This is a genomic window from Mesorhizobium sp. 2RAF45, assembly GCF_052115225.1.
Classification (GTDB): Bacteria; Pseudomonadota; Alphaproteobacteria; order Rhizobiales; family Rhizobiaceae; genus Mesorhizobium; species Mesorhizobium jarvisii.
Map to the genome: position 1 here is coordinate 24,935 of NZ_JBFRGG010000010.1, position 16,500 is coordinate 41,434.

The 16,500-nt window shown below is 63.9% G+C and carries 11 protein-coding genes; 3 read left to right on the forward strand and 8 right to left on the reverse strand.

Annotated features, from left to right (window positions below; all coding sequences use genetic code 11):
- Positions 1 to 29: 29 nt before the first annotated feature.
- Complete coding sequence (locus AB4Z43_RS23055) at positions 30 to 1,922, reverse strand: ABC transporter ATP-binding protein (RefSeq protein WP_441939024.1); 1,893 nt, start codon at positions 1,920 to 1,922, stop codon at positions 30 to 32.
- Complete coding sequence (locus AB4Z43_RS23060; RefSeq protein WP_064983385.1) at positions 1,922 to 3,778, reverse strand: ABC transporter ATP-binding protein; 1,857 nt, start codon at positions 3,776 to 3,778, stop codon at positions 1,922 to 1,924. Before AB4Z43_RS23060 ends, AB4Z43_RS23055 begins: the two co-directional genes overlap by 1 nt.
- A 350-nt stretch (positions 3,779 to 4,128) precedes the next feature.
- On the opposite strand from AB4Z43_RS23060, the gene AB4Z43_RS23065 reads away from it, so the two are divergent.
- Complete coding sequence (locus AB4Z43_RS23065; RefSeq protein WP_441939025.1) at positions 4,129 to 5,475, forward strand: NAD(P)/FAD-dependent oxidoreductase; 1,347 nt, start codon at positions 4,129 to 4,131, stop codon at positions 5,473 to 5,475.
- Positions 5,476 to 5,694: 219 nt separating this feature from the next.
- Entirely contained in the window at positions 5,695 to 7,134 is a 1,440-nt protein-coding gene (locus AB4Z43_RS23070) for an NAD(P)-dependent oxidoreductase (protein ID WP_441939026.1), read from the forward strand.
- A gap of 70 nt (positions 7,135 to 7,204) precedes the next feature.
- On the opposite strand, the gene AB4Z43_RS23075 is transcribed toward AB4Z43_RS23070, so the two are convergent.
- The 6 genes from AB4Z43_RS23075 to AB4Z43_RS23100 form a co-directional block, all read right to left on the reverse strand.
- Positions 7,205 to 8,275 carry an alpha/beta hydrolase gene (locus AB4Z43_RS23075; protein ID WP_019856686.1) on the reverse strand — a complete coding sequence of 357 codons (1,071 nt, stop codon included), beginning with the start codon at positions 8,273 to 8,275 and terminating at the stop codon, positions 7,205 to 7,207.
- A gap of 404 nt (positions 8,276 to 8,679) precedes the next feature.
- The gene (locus AB4Z43_RS23080) at positions 8,680 to 10,176 is read right to left on the reverse strand and encodes an HAL/PAL/TAL family ammonia-lyase (RefSeq protein ID WP_019856687.1); all 1,497 of its coding nucleotides are present in this window, start codon (positions 10,174 to 10,176) and stop codon (positions 8,680 to 8,682) included.
- Between the two features lie 139 nt (positions 10,177 to 10,315).
- Positions 10,316 to 11,419 (reverse strand): alcohol dehydrogenase family protein, encoded by a 1,104-nt coding sequence (locus AB4Z43_RS23085; RefSeq protein ID WP_441939027.1) that lies wholly within the window; start codon positions 11,417 to 11,419, stop codon positions 10,316 to 10,318.
- Between the two features lie 8 nt (positions 11,420 to 11,427).
- The gene (locus tag AB4Z43_RS23090; protein ID WP_038645089.1) at positions 11,428 to 12,807 is read right to left on the reverse strand and encodes an aspartate aminotransferase family protein; all 1,380 of its coding nucleotides are present in this window, start codon (positions 12,805 to 12,807) and stop codon (positions 11,428 to 11,430) included.
- A gap of 31 nt (positions 12,808 to 12,838) precedes the next feature.
- Positions 12,839 to 14,332, reverse strand: coding sequence for an NAD-dependent succinate-semialdehyde dehydrogenase (locus tag AB4Z43_RS23095; RefSeq protein ID WP_441939028.1), 1,494 nt, complete (start codon positions 14,330 to 14,332; stop codon positions 12,839 to 12,841).
- Between the two features lie 130 nt (positions 14,333 to 14,462).
- A complete protein-coding gene (locus AB4Z43_RS23100) occupies positions 14,463 to 14,954 on the reverse strand; it encodes an Lrp/AsnC family transcriptional regulator (RefSeq protein ID WP_064983372.1) in 492 nt (163 codons plus the stop codon).
- A gap of 83 nt (positions 14,955 to 15,037) precedes the next feature.
- Between AB4Z43_RS23100 and ehuR the strand changes: the two genes are divergently transcribed.
- Positions 15,038 to 16,423, forward strand: coding sequence for a MocR-like ectoine utilization transcription factor EhuR (gene ehuR, locus AB4Z43_RS23105; RefSeq protein WP_019856692.1), 1,386 nt, complete (start codon positions 15,038 to 15,040; stop codon positions 16,421 to 16,423).
- Positions 16,424 to 16,500 lie beyond the last annotated feature (77 nt).

Genomic DNA, 16,500 nt, shown 5'->3' on the forward strand with positions numbered 1-16,500 from the left:
CAGCGGAGGTTCGAACCCGCCCGCACCACTCACGTCGCTTTGCCGAGCGCCGCGTCCATTCCCATTTCTTCTTCGGAAATGTCGTCGAACGAAGCGTAGTTCATGTTGTAGAGCCGGGCGTAGAGGCCCTTCCTCAGCATCAGCTGTTCGTGGTTGCCGCTTTCGACGATCTCGCCATTCTGCAGCACGATGATGCGGTCGGCGCCGCGGATGGTGGCGAGTCGATGGGCGATGACCAGCCCGGTGCGGCCCTCCAGCAGGGTGATCAGCGCCCTCTGGATCAGCATCTCGGTGTAGGAATCGATGCTGGCCGTGGCCTCGTCGAGCACCAGGATCTTGGCGTCAGCGACCAGCGCGCGCGCGAAACTGATGAGCTGGCGCTGGCCGAGCGAGAGGTTGCCGCCGCGCTGTTCGAGCTCGGTACCGTAGCCGCCGGGTAGTTGCTCGATGAAGTCGTGCGCGCCGACGGCCTGTGCCGCGCGAACCACTTCTTCGCGGCTGGCTGATGTCTTGTGGTAGCGGATGTTCTCCAGCACCGTGCCGGAGAACAGGAACGGCTCCTGCAGCACCATGGCCACTTGGTCGCCGAGTGAATCCTGCGTCAGGTCACGCACATCGTGACCGCCGACAAGGACTTGCCCCGACCAGACATCGTAGAAGCGGTGCACCAGCGCCATCGAACTCGACTTGCCCGATCCCGTCGGGCCGACAAGCGCGACGGTCTCGCCAGGATTGACGCGGAAGGAGATGTTCTTCAGCACCGGCTGGTTCGGCCGATAGCCGAAGGTGACGTTCCTGAACTCGACCGAGCCGTCCGTATCGCGCGACAAGGCCACCGCATTGTCCTTGTCGCTGACATCCACCGGCACGTCGAGCACTTCGGAGATGCGCTGGCCCGAAGCCATGGCGCGCTGCATGACGCTGTACTGCATGGTGAGCGAGCGGATCGGGTCGAAGAAGCGCTGGATGTAGAACAGGAACGCCACCATGACGCCGACATCGAGGCTGTGCGACAGCACCATAGAACCGCCGACGACAATGACCGTCGCCATGGCGATGCCAGTCAGCGTGTCGACGATCGGCACCATCACCTGCGCGTATCGAGCCGACCGCAGATGGGCGTTGAGGTTGGCCAGCACCTTTTCGTCATAGAGGTCGAAATTGACGTGCTGGCGTTCCAGGCTCTGCACGGTGCGCACGCCATGGATGCCTTCGGCGAGTGCCCCGTTGGCGATGGAATTGGTTTCGTGCGCCGCCATGAAGGCGACCTTGGCGCGCGGCAGCCAGAACAGCCGCACGATGAACAGCATCGGCATGGTCGACAGCGTCAGCAGTCCGAGCCGGAAATCGAGCCACAGCAGAACGGTGACGATACCGAACAGCAGCACGATGTCGCCCACCGACATCACCGATGTCTCGAGGAATTCCTGCATCGAATTGACGTCGCCCTGCAGGCGCGACATCAGCCGGCCGACCTCGGTCTTGTCCATGAAGCTGAGCGACACAAGCTGCAGATGGCTGAACATGGCGCGGCGCAGGTCGGAAAGCACGTTCTCCGCCACCTTGCCGACGACGCTTTCCTGCACATAACTGGCGGCATAGTTGATCAGGATGATCACGGTGAAGGTGACGATCGCGGAGATCATCACCGAGCGGTCGAGCCGGCCCGGAGCCATGCCGTGGTCGATGGCGTAACGGATGACCAGCGGGATCGCCAGCTGCGTCAGCGTGAACACCAGCACCGCCGCCACCGAGATGAAGATCCGGCCCTGATAGGGTCTCACGAAGCTCCAGATGCGTCTGACGATGCGCGGATCATAGGCCTTGCCGAAAACCTCTTCCTCGTCGCGATGCGAGCCGACGACGGCCTTGGTCGGCCGCCCGCTTTTGTCGTCCTTCTCGTCGTCGTCCTGCGTCGACATCATGCGGCTCCCTCGAGCCGGTCGTCGTCCGGCCGCAGCTGCAGGTCGTAAAGCGCGCGGTAGCGTCCGCCCAGCGCCAGCAGTTCCTCATGCGTGCCGCGCTCGACGATGCGGCCGCCCTCGACGAACAGGATCTGGTCGGCATGCATCAGCGAACTCAACCGGTGCGAGATGATCAGCGTCACGCGATCCTTGGCGAAGCGCTTCATCGCCGCGCGGATACGCTGCTCGGTGCCGGCATCGATTGCCGCGGTGGAATCGTCGAAGACCAGAACCGATGGCCGCAGCATCAGGCTGCGCGCAATGGTCAGGCGCTGCCGTTGGCCGCCGGAAAGCGAGGCGCCGCGCTCGCCGACGACCGTGGTGTAGCCGGCCGGAAGCCCGATAATATAGTTGTGCAACTGCGCATATTCGGCGGCCTGTCCGATGCGGGTCTCGCGCGCCCAGGGGTTGCCATAGGCGATGTTGTTCTCGATCGAGGTGGTGAACAGGAACGCATCCTGCTGCACCACGCCGACTACCTTGCGCAGCGATTGCAGCGTGACCTTGCTTATATCCTGGCCGTCGATGGTGATCGCGCCGGAGGTGACGTCGTAGAAGCGCGGGATCAAATGCGCGATGGTCGACTTGCCGCTGCCCGGCGGGCCGACAATGCCGACCGTCTCGCCAGGCTTCGCCTCGAAGGATATGCCGGACAGGGTCGGACGGCCGCCCGCGCCCTCATAGCGGAAGCCGACATCATCGAAGCGCAGCACGCCATCGGTGATGACGAGCTCCCTGGCGTCGGGCGCATCCTCGATGTCGAGTTCGGTGTCGAGCAGTTCGAACAGCCGCGTGCCGCAGGTCGAGGCGCGCGCGAAGGAATTGACCATCAGGCCAAGCTGGCGCACCGGCATTTGCAGGATGGTCATGAAGGTGAGGAACTGCGCCAGCGTACCGACGCTGATCTGGCCCGCGATCACCTTCTGGCCGCCAAACCACAGCACCAGCCCCATGGCGGCCAGGAAGGAAAAGTTCATGGCGCTGGTGTTGGCGACGCGGATGTCGACGCGCTGATTGGCCAGCTCCAGCGCGTCCTGCTTGGCGCGGTCGAATTTCTTGAGCTCATGGCGCTGCGCCGCGAAGGCACGCACGACACGGATGCCGCCAAGATTCTCGTCCATCACCCGGCTCAGCACCGACAGCCGCTCCTGCAGCGTCAGCCAGGTGCTGCGCAATCTGAGCTGTGTCACCGAGGAACGCCAGGCGACGAAAGGCACGAAGCTGAGGCTGAGCAGGCCGAGCACGAGATCGGTGCTGATCAGGAGATAGGCGCCGACGCCGATCAGCACGCCGAGCAGCACCACGCGCAGGATGCCTGTGGAAAAGAACATGCGCACGCCGTCGAGATCGAGCAGCCCGAGCGTGATCAGGTCGCCGGTATGGACCTTGTCGTGGAAGGAGAAGCTCAGCCGCTGGATCTTCTCGTAGAAGGCGAGCCGCAATTCATAGCCGGTCTGATGGCCGACGGCCTCGCCAAAATAGTTCTGCGCCATGGTGAAGAGGCCGCGCAGGATGCTGACGACCAGCAGGGTCAGCGCCGTGTGCCACAGTGCCTGTTCTGCCGCGGTGCCGGCGCCCGCGGCGATCACGCCTTGCGCCTGGTCGATGGCGCGTCCCAGCAGGCGTGGGATGAAAAGCTGCAGCGTCGCGGCGATGAAGGTCGAGACCAGCGTGATGGCGACCTGCCAGGGATGGCGCAGCGTCATGCGCACGATGCGCAGCAAGGTGCTGAGGCCCTTGCCCCAGGAGGCTTCCGCCACATGGGCAAACGATTTGCCGCGCTTCGCCGCGCCGCTGGTTGCATCCGTAGGCAAGGAAATATCCAGTCCAATCCGGACATTAGCCCGGACGCATGAAGCAGACTCAGTTCTGATGACGCAATGTTACGCGTGTCGGACTTGACCCTTCAAGGGGCCAATGGCGGCATCGCACTGTGCCTGACAGGCGGTGCCGCCATCGGTCGTCGCCGGGCGCTTGCGCCTTTGCCGCCAAAGTTCCTGTGAGGGTGTCGAGCCGACATTCGCTGGCATAAACAATTCATTGCATTGACGCGCAGATTCTCCAGCTCGACCCAGCCTTGACGGACTATCAGTTCTGTCACGCGTCGCCGACACGGAAGCAGCCAGGGCCGACGCCGCCGTGAAAAGCAAGAGGGCAGTCTTCCTTGACAAGTTTTCCCTTCACCGAAGCCATGCCGATCCAGTTTCAAGCACCGTTGCCGAAGGCTTCGGAGGTTGTGGTCATCGGTGGTGGCGTCATCGGCGTGACCACGGCCCTGTTCCTGGCGCGACGCAACATTTCGGTGACATTGCTGGAAAAGGGCCGCATCGCCGGCGAGCAATCGTCGCGGAACTGGGGCTGGATCCGGCAGCAGGGTCGCGATGCCGATGAACTGCCTGTTGTCATCGAAGCGCAACGCCTCTGGCGGCAACTGGCCGAGGAATGCGGCGAGGACATCGGACTGAAGCAGACGGGCGTTACCTACCTTGCGCGAACCGACAAGGAGATGGCCGGCTTCGCGAAATTCCTGAAGATCGCAGAGATACACGGCGTCGACACGCGTCTCCTCGACCAGGGTGAGACGGCCAGGCTGATCCCGGCCATGTCGCGCTCTTTCAAGGGCGCTATGACCACCCCATCCGACATGCGCGCCGAGCCCTGGGTCGCGGTTTCAGCGCTTGCCCGCCTGGCCGCCCGGGAGGGCGTCACCATCATCGAGAATTGTGCGGCGCGCATGCTCGACATATCGGCTGGACGCGTTAGCGGGGTCTGGACCGAGCAGGGCCGTATCGCCACCTCGAGCGCGGTCGTCGCGAGCGGTGCGTGGACGTCGCTCTTCCTGCGCGCCCACGGCGTCTCCATCCCGCAGCTGAGCGTCAGGGCGACCGTCGCCGCGACCGGACCGATGCCCGAAATCCATTCGGGCGCCGTGGCCGACGAACATATCGCATTCCGACGCAGGCAGGATGGCGGCTACACGCTGGCATCGGGAGGCACCAGTCAGCTGTATGTCGGGCCTGATGCCTTTCGTCATGCGACCAAATACGTTCCCGCTCTGATGGCAAATCCTTTTGGCACCTCCTACCTGCCGGCGCCGCCGCGCGGCTATCCGGACGGCTGGTCGACCCCACGCAGGTGGAACGCGGACGAGGAAAGCCCGTTCGAACGGATGCGCATCCTCAATCCCGCCCCCAAAGCCTCGGCATTGCGCGATATCGAGCGCGAATTCGCGGCACTTTTCACGCAGTTCAAGACGGTGCCGATCAAGGCGAGCTGGGCGGGCATGATCGATGCGATGCCGGATGTGGTGCCGGTCGTTGATCGTGCCGCCGAAATTCCGGGTCTCGTCATCGCCACCGGGATGAGCGGTCATGGCTTCGGCATCGGACCTGGCATGGGCCGCGTCGTGTCCGACCTCGTCCAGGGAAACGAGATCGGGCATGATCTTCACAGGTTCCGTCAATCGCGGTTCAGCGACGGCAGCCCGATCAAGCTAGGACCCAGTCTCTAGATAGGGCTGTCTGGCGTCGCGGGCCAAGAACGTCATCTATGCCTTCGGCCATGGCCATCAAGGCCTCATCGGCGGCGCCGTCACCGGCAAGATCGTGTCGCAACTCGCCGCCGGTTTGCCGCCGGCGATCGATCTGACGCCCTTCCGGGCGGATAGGTTCTGATTTCAGAGCGTGCTGCCGTACCGGCAGACCTTTCCGTTCTTGCATGGGGAAACGACGTGACCGCAAACACCAATACCCAGGCCGTAGAGCCGATCGATCCGCAGGGGATCTACACCGTGCTGATCTGTGATCTGGTCGGCCTGCGCTTCGGACCTGACGGCAAGCCTGATCCCAGCGACGTGCGCGCCCATATCGAAGCCAAGGGCGGCCGCTTCCATTTGTCCGCGCTTGGCGACAAATCGGGCCTCGAGCGGGGCCGGGTGCATTTCTTCTACCAGCCGGATCTCAGCACCCGCGAGGAGCTGGTCGAGGCCGCCGGCGACGGACGCTACGACGCCGTCATCGCCGCAGCGACCTTCCTGCCCGCAGAGACCGTCTTTGCGCTGGCCGGTGTGCGGATCGGCGCCGGCACCGGCAATATGGGTTCGCGCTCCTGGGGTGGCGGCAGCGGCGAGGGCGGCAGCGCGGTGCTGATGAACACGCCCGGCATCAACAGCCGCGCCACCGCACAGATGGTGATGAAGGCGATCCTGAAAGTGCTGCCGGATCTACCTGTCGGCTTGCTTCACGACCGGGTGGCACGCGGCAATTTCGACACTGGCAGGGAGTTGCGTGATTTCCCGACCGAAAAACTCGAAGGCAAGACGATCGCGATCATCGGCTACGGCAATATCGGCCGCGAGGTGGCCAAGCTCGCCCGTGCCTTCGGCATGCGCGTGGTGATCCATGCAAGGCCACGGCACCGCGACTGGGTAGAAGCCGAGGGCTTTGCCTTCGCGGCGGATCTTGCCGTCGCGGCTGAAGGTGCAGATGTGCTCAGCGTCCATGTCGGCCTAGGCAAGCAGGACGCGCAGACGGGCCGCTACGCCAATGCCGGGCTCATTGGCGCCGAGGTACTGTCCCGCATGAACAAGGGTGCGGTGCTGGTCAACTACGATCGCGGCGAGCTTGTCGACGTCGCAGCGCTTGGCGAGGCGCTGGACGCAGGGCGGGTGCGCCACGCCGCCATTGATGCCGATCTGTTCAGGGATGACTCGACTGGACGTCTTTCCGGCCCGATGCTGCCTTATCTCGACCTCGTCGAAAGGCACGGCGAAAAACTTGAACTTCTGCCGCATGCGGCAGCCGATACGGACCATCCGTCGCGCGTTGCCGGCGCCAAACAGGCTGTCGACCAGCTGTTCGATGTCATCTGCCGCAAATCTGTGACCAATGCCAAAGGCACCGTGCCGCCGGGTTATCTCTCGCTTGGGGCGACAACGCCCCCAGGCATCGGACCGGTGACGGCGGATCATTTTTTGAAATTGACTGCCAGCGACTGCTCCGAACTGGCGGATGTCTGTGATCGGCAAAGCCGGCTGTGGAAGGCTCTGTCGGATGCGCCGCCCACAGAGCGCGGCAAGATGGTCACTGAGCAGGGCGAAGAGCTTGTCCGGCTGATCGACCGCTTCTGCCTCCTGGCCGAGAAACTCAACCTCCGAGGCCCTTACCAATAGGCTCGACCTGCCGCAGCGGGTTATCACGGCAGCAGGTCCGAACGAGACACTCCGCCGCAATCTTCAATATCTAACCCACCGTAGGCTCGATCCGATATCGGTGTGGAACGCCTGTCGCTGCACGGTTGCGGATCTTGTCGGGCGCTTGACCTGCCAGTACTGCGACTTCATCGTCGCGCACCGGCGTGTAGAGCCGATAATATTGATGGCTATTCATGTTGAGCTCGGCTGGAACAACGTCGCTCACGTCCACCGCACTCACCTTGTCGCTGATGGTTGCCATGTTGTCAGGGCCTCCGGCGCCAAGCCGGGGGCCGTTGAATTCAATTCCAGCACTCAAGAAGGTCAGCACCCAATCCTCGTGGGTGTAGTAGACGGTAACGCCACGCCCGAGGTCGGGCAGCGCCTTCAGTTTGTCCTGCCGGTCGAACGCGTCGGAATCCTCGTCGGCTGCGGCGAGAATGATCTGATTGAAGATGGTCGGAAGATGCGTCGCCGGTACGGCCGGTTGGGTCTCGCCGGGTTTTGTATCTTGCGGTTGCGCCAGCAATGCCTGAACGCCAAAACGCAGCACATAGTTTCCCATACTGTGACAGAGCAGGTGAACAGTCGGACGCGGCGCGGTCGAGGAAAGCCCGGCAAGCTCCGTCGCTAGCCTGCGGATAACCCGGGCAAAGGCCGGACCGCTCTGTCGTGATGTTGCCCGGTCATGCTGGTAGCCGATCAATGTGCCGGCAGAGGGCCAACTAAAGACGATGATCTCGGCATGTATTCCGTAGAAGCTGAGGATCGTCGCCGCGCGTTCGACGCTGTCGGAAAAGGTGTTGAAGAAGCCGTGCGCGAACAAGATGATCGTCTTTGCCGAAACGAACGCCGGATGAAGCGCGGAAAACATCTGGTCGCTTCCACGAATTTGAGCCTTGCCCTTCTCGACGAGTATCTTCTCATCATACACACGCAGGGTGCCAGGCACGATCTTGCCCTGTTTGGGAGCTCCGGTGACTGTCACCTGGACCTCTCCGTAGCGAATATCGACGCCTTGAGCTTGGCTGAGATTGGGGCCGAAGCCGGTGATCCGCCCTTGGCTGTTCACGATGGGGTTCCGATTGCTGACGAAATGGACCTTGTAGGTGTTGGCCATGGGCTCCTCCCAGACAGGATCAGGGGTGTCAGGTCAGGCAAACGTTCGGCAATTCACTCCAGGGCGGCACATTCTTGTCTGCGAACCGCATACCCGGGCCTTGGCTCTCCTCGGATACTTTCGCAGTGCTTGCGCTAGCCAAGCGCAGGTTCCGTTATTTTACCTCATGGAAGAACGTATTTGTTATTTCTAATATGATCATGCCATATCGGCAAGCAATTTCGCGACATCTCTTCTTTAATGTCTTGATGCATTGCATGCGCCGCTTGTGACGCCGAAGATGAGTTTTGCAACGACCGACCACACCGATAGCCCTGGTGGGCGGACCGCGCGCGTTGGTTGCTTGACGCCTAGGATTCGCGCCGGAAGATCGGGATACCGATCGTGGCGGACCGGCCGTCGGCTCAGTACCGGGGACCGGCCACCATCCGCGCCATCCGCGTCATGTCGGTGCTCATCTCGCGGTCGTCATCGAGCGGGCTGACGAGCGCGCGCACGGCGGCGAAGGTGCGCCGCGGCCCTTCGCCCATGCTGTCGACGACACCGCGCAACTCCACACCCGTCGCAGCGAAGATCAGCTCCATCGCCACGAGATAGCGCATGCGCTCGATGATCTCGGCGGTCTTGGCCACCACCCTGGGCGCCATCGACGACTGATCCTCGATGCCGTCGGAAACGGCGAGCGGGCTGAGTGACATCGGGTTGGCCAGGTGCCGGATTTCGGCTTCCAGCGCGGACAAGGGCTTCTGCAGTTCCGCATAGCCCTGACGACTGCCGCCTCTCGCCGATAGGAAACGCGGCAGTTCGGCTGTTGTCGGCGACATCAGCTTCATGCAGCGGTTGGCGGTGCCAACCGCGCAATGCGCGAGTGCCTGGCCGAGCTGTTCCCAGGCGAGCGTCATTGCCGTCAGGTCGAAATTGCCGTTGGAAATCACCCGTTCGCCGTCGGCCAGGATCACCGGGTTGTCGCCCGAATGGGTCAGTTCGATCTCGGTAGCCAGCCGCGCCTGTTCGAACGCATTGAGCAGGCCGCCCCAGACCTGTGGCACGCAGCGATAGCTGAGCGGATCCTGCAAGCGCCGTGCCGCCTTGTCCTTCCACAAGCCGCTTCCCGCCAGCTCCGCGCGCAACCGTGCGCCGATCTCGCGCTGGCCGAAGGCCGGCCGCGCGGCGAGCGCTTGCTCGTCGATCGCGGTGAGGGAGGAGCGAAACGCCTCGTAGTTGAGCGCCACGGCGGCCAGCGCCCAGTCGATGAGATGGGCGACGTCTTCGAGGCACAGGCACGCCGTTCCGGTCGACAGGCTGTTGGCGACGATGATGGCGTGGCCGTCCTTCTCGCGCAGGTCCAGCGGATCGAGCCCGGCCAAGGCAAGCGCCTCGGCGGAGGGCATGATCCTGCCCTGGAATTCTGCCTCGCCATCGCCGCGCAGCGACCTTGCCATATGGCCGAGATGGGCAAGGTCGGCCGCGCCGATCGAGCCCCAGGTCGGGATCACCGGATGGACGCCGGCGTTGAGCGCCGCGACAAGGCCCGTGACCACGCGTTCGGAGGTTCCGGTGCCGCCGGCGGCCATGCCCGAGATGCGCGCGGTCATCATCGCTCGCACCGCTTCTGTCGGCAAGGCCGGCCCGATGCCCATGCTGTGGCTGAGCGGCACGCTGTGCTGGAAGGCGATCAGGTCCGCCTGTGCGAGCGGCGTGTCGACACAGGCGCCCAGGCCCGTGGTGACGCCGTACATCGGCTTGCCAAGCCCGGTCAGATGCTCGATCAGGGCGCGGCTCGCCCGGATGCGGCGCATCGCCTCTTCGCCCAGCATCAGCCGGGCGTTGCGGCGTGCGATCTCGGCGACGTCGGCCACGCCGAGCGGCCTGGCATCGAGCAATATCATTCGGCCTGTCATGTTTCGCCTGTATCCCGCGACCAGATGCCCGGACCAGTATGACTACGGGCGTCGCCGTTTGTGACGGCTCGCAGACACGACTGCAAGCCATTCCCATTGGGACAGCGGCAGAAGGTGGCTAGAGCGAGGGGCCAGGAAACTACGCCGGCCGTTCCGCCACGGCATCAGGTACCACCACCAGCTTGCCGACGAAATCCTTGGCGACGAAGTCGGCCTGTGCGCGGTGAAAATCGGTGAGCCTGTAGACGCCGCCGACCAGTGGCCGGATCTTTTTCGCTTCGATGTAGCTGACGATCCGGCGGAAATCCGCGCGCGTGCCCTGGCTCGAGCCATGCAGCTGCAATTGCTTGAGATACATGGTCCTGAGATCGAGCTGCACGACCGGCCCGGCGATCGCGCCGGCCGTGGTGTAGCGGCCTTCGGGCCGCAGAATACGCAGCAGGTCGTTGAAGATCGCGCCGCCGACAAGATCGGCGACCACGTCGATCGGCCGGCCGCCGGTCACTTCAGCCACGGCCCGTGGCAAGTCAGCGACGCCACGGGTGATGACGGCCTCGGCGCCGATGTCGAGCACCGCCTGTTCCTTGCCCTTGCCGACGACGGCGTAGGGAATGGCGCCGCGCGCCCGCGCCAATTGCACGATGCCGGAGCCAACGCCGCCCGAGGCACCGGTGACCAGCACGCGCTCGCCGGCTTTTAAGCCAGCGCGTTCCAGCATCTGTTCGCCGGTCAGGTAGGCGCAGCAGAAAGTGGCGAGTTCGATGTCGCTCATATCCGTGTCGACGACATGCGCATTCTCAGCAGGCACGGTCTGATACTCGGCGTAACCGCCGTCGCGGCCATGGCCCATATAGTCTATGTCGGCCAGTGAATCGTCGTCGCGGTTGTAGATGGAGAAATCGACCATCACCCGCTCACCGATGCGGTCCGGCGAAACGCCGTCGCCAACGGCAACGATGGTGCCAACCGTGTCGGTGCCCTGGATGCGCGGGAAAACAAGCGTGTTGCCCTGGCGCCGCCAGGTCGACACGGCGGCGGCATCCTCTTCGGTACCATAGGCACCCTGGCGCACCCAGACGTCGGTGTTGTTCATCCCGCAAGCGCCGACTTTCACCAGCACCTCACCCGGGATAGGCGCGGGCACCTTCACATCGGTGCGGTAGACGAGTTTTTCCGGTCCGCCGTGCCCGGTGAGCAGCACGGCGGCCATGGTGGCGGGGACGGTTCCGGTCATGGCATTCATCGTCGATCTCAAAGATTGGCAAACACGCTCTTCACCGCATCCGCCGTCTTCGAGACGACGATGTCGGCCTCCTCGCGGGTCAGGCAGAGCGGCGGTGCGAAGCCCAGAATATCGCCCTGCGGCATGGCGCGGCCTATGACGCCGCTGGCGGCAAGCGCTGTCGCCACTTGCGGCCCGATCTTCTGCGAAGCGTCGAAGAACACCCGGTCGTCCTTGTCGGCGACGAACTCGACCGCCGCCAGCATGCCATCGCCGCGTACGTCGCCGACATTTTTATGGCCGCCGACGGCCTTGGCGAGCTCGGCACGGAAATAGGCGCCGGTCTCGCGGGCATTCGTCACCAGATCCATCTCGTCGATCAGTTCGAGATTGGCGACACCGGCGGCAACGCAGATCGGATGCGCCGAATAGGTCCAGCCATGGCCGAGCGAACCGAGCTTGTCGGAACCGTCGACCAGCACCTGCCACATCTTGTCGGCGACGATGACGCCCGACAGCGGCGCATAGGCCGAGGTCAGGCCCTTGGCGATGGTGATCAAGTCCGGCTTGATGCCGTAGTGGTCGGAGCCGAACATGGTGCCCAGTCGGCCGAAGCCGGTCACCACCTCGTCGGCGACCAGCAGCACATCATACTTCCTAAGCACCGCCTGGATCTTTTCCCAGTAACCGGCAGGCGGGGGCACGATGCCACCGGTGCCGAGGATCGGCTCGCCGATGAAGGCGGCGACGGTTTCGGGGCCTTCGGCCAGGATCATCTCCTCGAGCTTGTCGGCGCAATGCTGCGAGAACTGCTCCTCGCTCATCGAGCGGTCGGCGCGGCGGAAATAATACGGCGCTTCGGTGTGCAGCACCGGCGCGCGCGGCAGGTCGAAGGCGTTGTGGAACAGGTCGAGCCCGGTCAGCGATCCGGTCATCACGCCCGAACCGTGATAGCCGCGCCAGCGCGAAATGATCTTCTTCTTTTCCGGCCGGCCCAGCACATTGTTGTAGTACCAGATCAGCTTGATGTTGGTTTCGTTGGCGTCCGAGCCGGAGAGGCCGAAATAGACCCTCGACATGCCCTTCGGCGCGCGGTCGATGATCATCTTGGCCAACGTGATCGAGGCCTCGGTGCCGTGGCCGACATAGGCATGATAGTAGGCGAGGTTCTTCGCCTGGGTGGCGATTGCATCGGCGATCTTCTGGCGGCCATAGCCGACATTGACGCAATAGAGGCCGGCAAAGGCATCGATACTCTTCCTGCCATTGTTGTCCCAGACGGTGACGCCTTCACCACCCGCCATGATGCGGGTCGGCGATTCACCGCGCGCGTGCGTGCCCATATGCGTCGAGGGATGGAAGAAGTGGTCGCGATCCCAGGCGTTGAGTTCGTTGGACTGGTCGAGCATTTTGGTCTCCTTGAGGGATGGCCGGACGGATTTATGCGACGTCCAGGCAGAGATATTTGAGATCGGTGAACGCTTCGAGCCCGTGGCGCGAACCCTCGCGGCCGATGCCGGACTGCTTGACGCCGCCGAAGGGAATTGGCGCGCCGGTGATCTTCACCCGGTTGATGGCGACCATGCCGTAGTCGAGCGCGCGGCCCACGCGCTGCTGGCGCGCGCCACTCTCGGTCACGACATAGGCGACCAGGCCATATTCGGTGGCATTGGCACGTTCGACAACCTCGTCCTCGCTGTCGAACGGCGTCACCGCGGCGACCGGCCCAAAAGTCTCTTCGCGCATGATCAGCGCCGCGTCGGAAACGTCGGCCAGCAGCGTCGGCTGGTAGAACAGCGGCCCGGCCTGATGTCGCTTGCCGCCGGCAAGGCAACGCGCGCCATGGGCGAGCGCATCGGCGACCTGCTCCTCGACTTTCTGGACGGCGCGCTCATGCATCAGCGGCCCGATGTCGGTCTTGTCGTCAAGGCCATTGCCGGTCCGCAGCGCCTCGATCCGCTTGGCGAAGGCAGCGTAGAAGCGATCGTGGATCGGCCGCTGGACGTAGATGCGGTTGGCGGCGAGGCAATCCTGGCCCGATGTGGCGAATTTAGCGTCGATGGCGATGCTGACCGCCTTGTCGAGATCCGCATCGGCAAACACGATGAGCGGAGCGTGGCCGCCAAGCTCCATCACCAGCCGCTTCATCGTCGGCGCGCTCTGCGCGGCAATCAGCCTGCCGATCTCAGTCGAGCCCGTAAAACTCATGGCGCGGACGCGTGCGTCTTCGCACATCCGCCCGACGATCGTCGCGGCCTTGCCGGTGACGATGTTGAAGACGCCGGCCGGCAGTCCCGCGCGCTCGCCAAGCTCGGCCAGCGCCAGCGCCGACAGCGGCGTTTCCGAGGACGGATGCGCGACAATGGTGCAGCCGGCGGCAAGGGCGGCGGCCGCCTTGCGGGTCAGCATGGCCGAGGGGAAATTCCACGGCGTGACGATGCCGACGACGCCGAGCGGCTCGCGCCGCACCATCATTTCCGCGTTCGCCAGATGGCTGGTGACGCTCTCGGCGTTGAGGCGCTTGGCTTCCTCCGCATACCACTCGACGAAAGTGGCGGCATAGTCGATTTCGCCGAGCGATTCCTGCAAGGGCTTGCCCTGTTCCAGGGTCATCAGCAATGCCAGGTCGTCTTTCGCGGCAATGATCAGCTCGAACCATTTTCGCAGGATTCTTGACCGCTCCTGCGGCAGCAGCGACCGCCAGGCCGGAAAAGCGCGCGCGGCGGCATCGATTGCTTTTGTCGTTTGCCGTGCATCCAGCGCCGCGACGAAAGCGACCGTGCTTCCCGTCGCCGGATCAGTGACCTCAAAGCTTTCGGCGGCCTCGCTCGCCGTCCAGTGGCCGTCGACATAGGCGAGTTCGCGCAGCAGACGGCGGTCGGCGAGGCGGTCGAGCGCCTCATGGCGATGCGAGCGGGCGAAATGCGCGGACATGGTCGAAGCCTCCCGGTTCGGTCTGATCCTGGGAGACTATCGGTCGTGGGCAGACAGAGAGGCTGTTTGGGTGTCCTGAAGTAGAGAGATTCTCTCTATTGTGAAGCCTCTGCAGACGATTTCTCCGGTACTACGGCAACACCGGCAGCAACTCGGTGATGGGAAGTGCGATCTCTTCCTTCACCGTCTTGGTGACGATGTAGGTGAAGTAGCGGTCGATGCCGATCTCGCGGTCGAGCAAGCCGTCGACAAGCCGCTGATAGGCGTCGATGTCGCGAGCCATCACCTTCAGCACATAGTCGACGCCGCCGCCCACCGACCAGCAGGCGACGATTTCGGGGATATCGCGGATGACGCGCTCGAAGCGGTCGAAATCGGCCTGGCGGTGGCTGGCCAACGTCACTTCCATCAGCACGGTGGCCACCGGCGCCACGACGCGCATGGCGATCCTTGCGTGATAGCCCGAGACGATGCCGGCCTTTTCCAGCTTGCGCAGCCGCATCCAGCACGGCGTCGGCGACAGCCCCACCTGCTCGGCCAGCGCCAGCTTGGTGATGCGCCCGTCGCGCTGGATGGCGTCGAGGATTTTGAGGTCGATCGCGTCGAGTTTCGCAGCAGTCATCAGCGCCCACTTTTTCGTCCACTGTACCATGATGGCGCATTATTTCGATTGTCAATTGCACTGATTTCGATCTCTAATAAGTCATGACATTGTGGCAACCCGATCCCGCGCTCATAAGGCGGCCAGCCTATCAATCGCTTGCCGACCAGTTCGCGCGCGCCATCCATGACGGACGTCTTGCCAATGGCGCGCGGCTGCCGACACATCGACGGCTGGCCGACGATCTCAAGCTGTCGGTGCAGACGGTCAGCCGCGCCTATGAGGAATTGATCCGGCGCGGCCTGATTTCCGGCGAGATCGGCCGCGGCAGCTTCGTCCAGACGCAGCGTCGCGAGCCGGAGCCGCCCTATCTGCCTGAGCGTCTCGGCGAGGTCATCGACCTCTCCATCCTGAAGCCGGTCTGCGAGCCGATGCATCTGGAGCGATTGAAGCAGGCGCTGGGTTGGCTCGCCGAAAACCTGCCGTCGAGTTCGGCGCTGTCCTTCCGGCCCAACATGGTGTTTCCGCGCCATCGTGCGGTGGCGGTCGAATGGCTGAAACTGTGCGGGCTCGACATTTCCGCCCAGAACATCAGCCTGACCAATGGCGCCACCGCCGGCATGACGGTGGCGCTGATGAGCGTGGCGCCGCCGGGATCGACCGTCGCCACCGAGGCGATCGGCCACCACACGCTGGTGCCGCTGGCGCGCTATCTCGGTTTCAACCTCGAAGGCCTGCCGATCGATGATAGCGGCCTGATCCCGGAGGCGCTGGACGAGGCCTGCCGTCTTTCCGACATCCGCGCGGTGTTCGTGCAGCCTTCGGTGATCAACCCGACGGCGACGCTGATGGATGCGCGGCGGCGTGAAGAAATCGCCGCCGTCGCGCGCAAGCACGACATCGCCATCATCGAGAATGACGTGCTGGGGCCGCTGGTCGAGGACCGGCCGCCGCCGGTCGCCGCTTACGCGCCGGAGCGCACGCTCTACGTCACCTCTTTCACCAAGATCACCGTGCCCGGCCTGCGCATCGGCTATCTCGCCGCGCCTGACCGTTATGTCGCCGCCGTCGCCAACCGGCATCTGGTGTCGAACTGGATGGCGACGCCGCTGGTGGCCGAGATCGCCACCAAATGGGTGACCGACGGCACGGCGATGGAACTGGTGCGCTGGCAGCGCGCCGCGTTACGGCGGCGCCAGGATATCGCCGCCGAGGTGCTTGCCGGGATCGACTATCGCGCCCGGCGCGACGGGCTGCATATCTGGCTGCAGCTGCCCGACGACCGTGCCGAAGAGGGCTTTGTCGCCCAGGCCCGGCTGCAGGGCGTGGCGATCGCGCCGGGAACATCCTTCCGCATTTCCGACGCGCCCTGGCATCCGGCGGTGCGCATCTCGCTGGGCTCGACCACCGAAGGGGAACTGCGCGCCGGCCTCGGCGTTGTCACCAAGCTCTTGCTTGGCGATCCGGAGCATCTGCTGTTGGCAATCTAGCGAGTGCGCCGCTCTTCGGCACCGATTGCTCAACAATTGTGCGGAATGGGAAATATTGTCATGATATTATTTTCCCA

What these genes read in the sequence shown, in the direction of transcription:
- AB4Z43_RS23055 (WP_441939024.1), bottom strand. Translation starts at nt 1,922, where the DNA reads ATGTCGACGCAGGACGACGACGAGAAGGACGACAAAAGCGGGCGGCCG.
- AB4Z43_RS23075 (WP_019856686.1), bottom strand. Translation starts at nt 8,275, where the DNA reads ATGGCCAACACCTACAAGGTCCATTTCGTCAGCAATCGGAACCCCATC.
- AB4Z43_RS23080 (WP_019856687.1), bottom strand. Translation starts at nt 10,176, where the DNA reads ATGACAGGCCGAATGATATTGCTCGATGCCAGGCCGCTCGGCGTGGCC.
- AB4Z43_RS23085 (WP_441939027.1), bottom strand. Translation starts at nt 11,419, where the DNA reads ATGAATGCCATGACCGGAACCGTCCCCGCCACCATGGCCGCCGTGCTG.
- AB4Z43_RS23090 (WP_038645089.1), bottom strand. Translation starts at nt 12,807, where the DNA reads ATGCTCGACCAGTCCAACGAACTCAACGCCTGGGATCGCGACCACTTC.
- AB4Z43_RS23095 (WP_441939028.1), bottom strand. Translation starts at nt 14,332, where the DNA reads ATGTCCGCGCATTTCGCCCGCTCGCATCGCCATGAGGCGCTCGACCGC.
- AB4Z43_RS23100 (WP_064983372.1), bottom strand. Translation starts at nt 14,954, where the DNA reads ATGACTGCTGCGAAACTCGACGCGATCGACCTCAAAATCCTCGACGCC.
- ehuR (WP_019856692.1), top strand. Translation starts at nt 15,038, where the DNA reads ATGACATTGTGGCAACCCGATCCCGCGCTCATAAGGCGGCCAGCCTAT.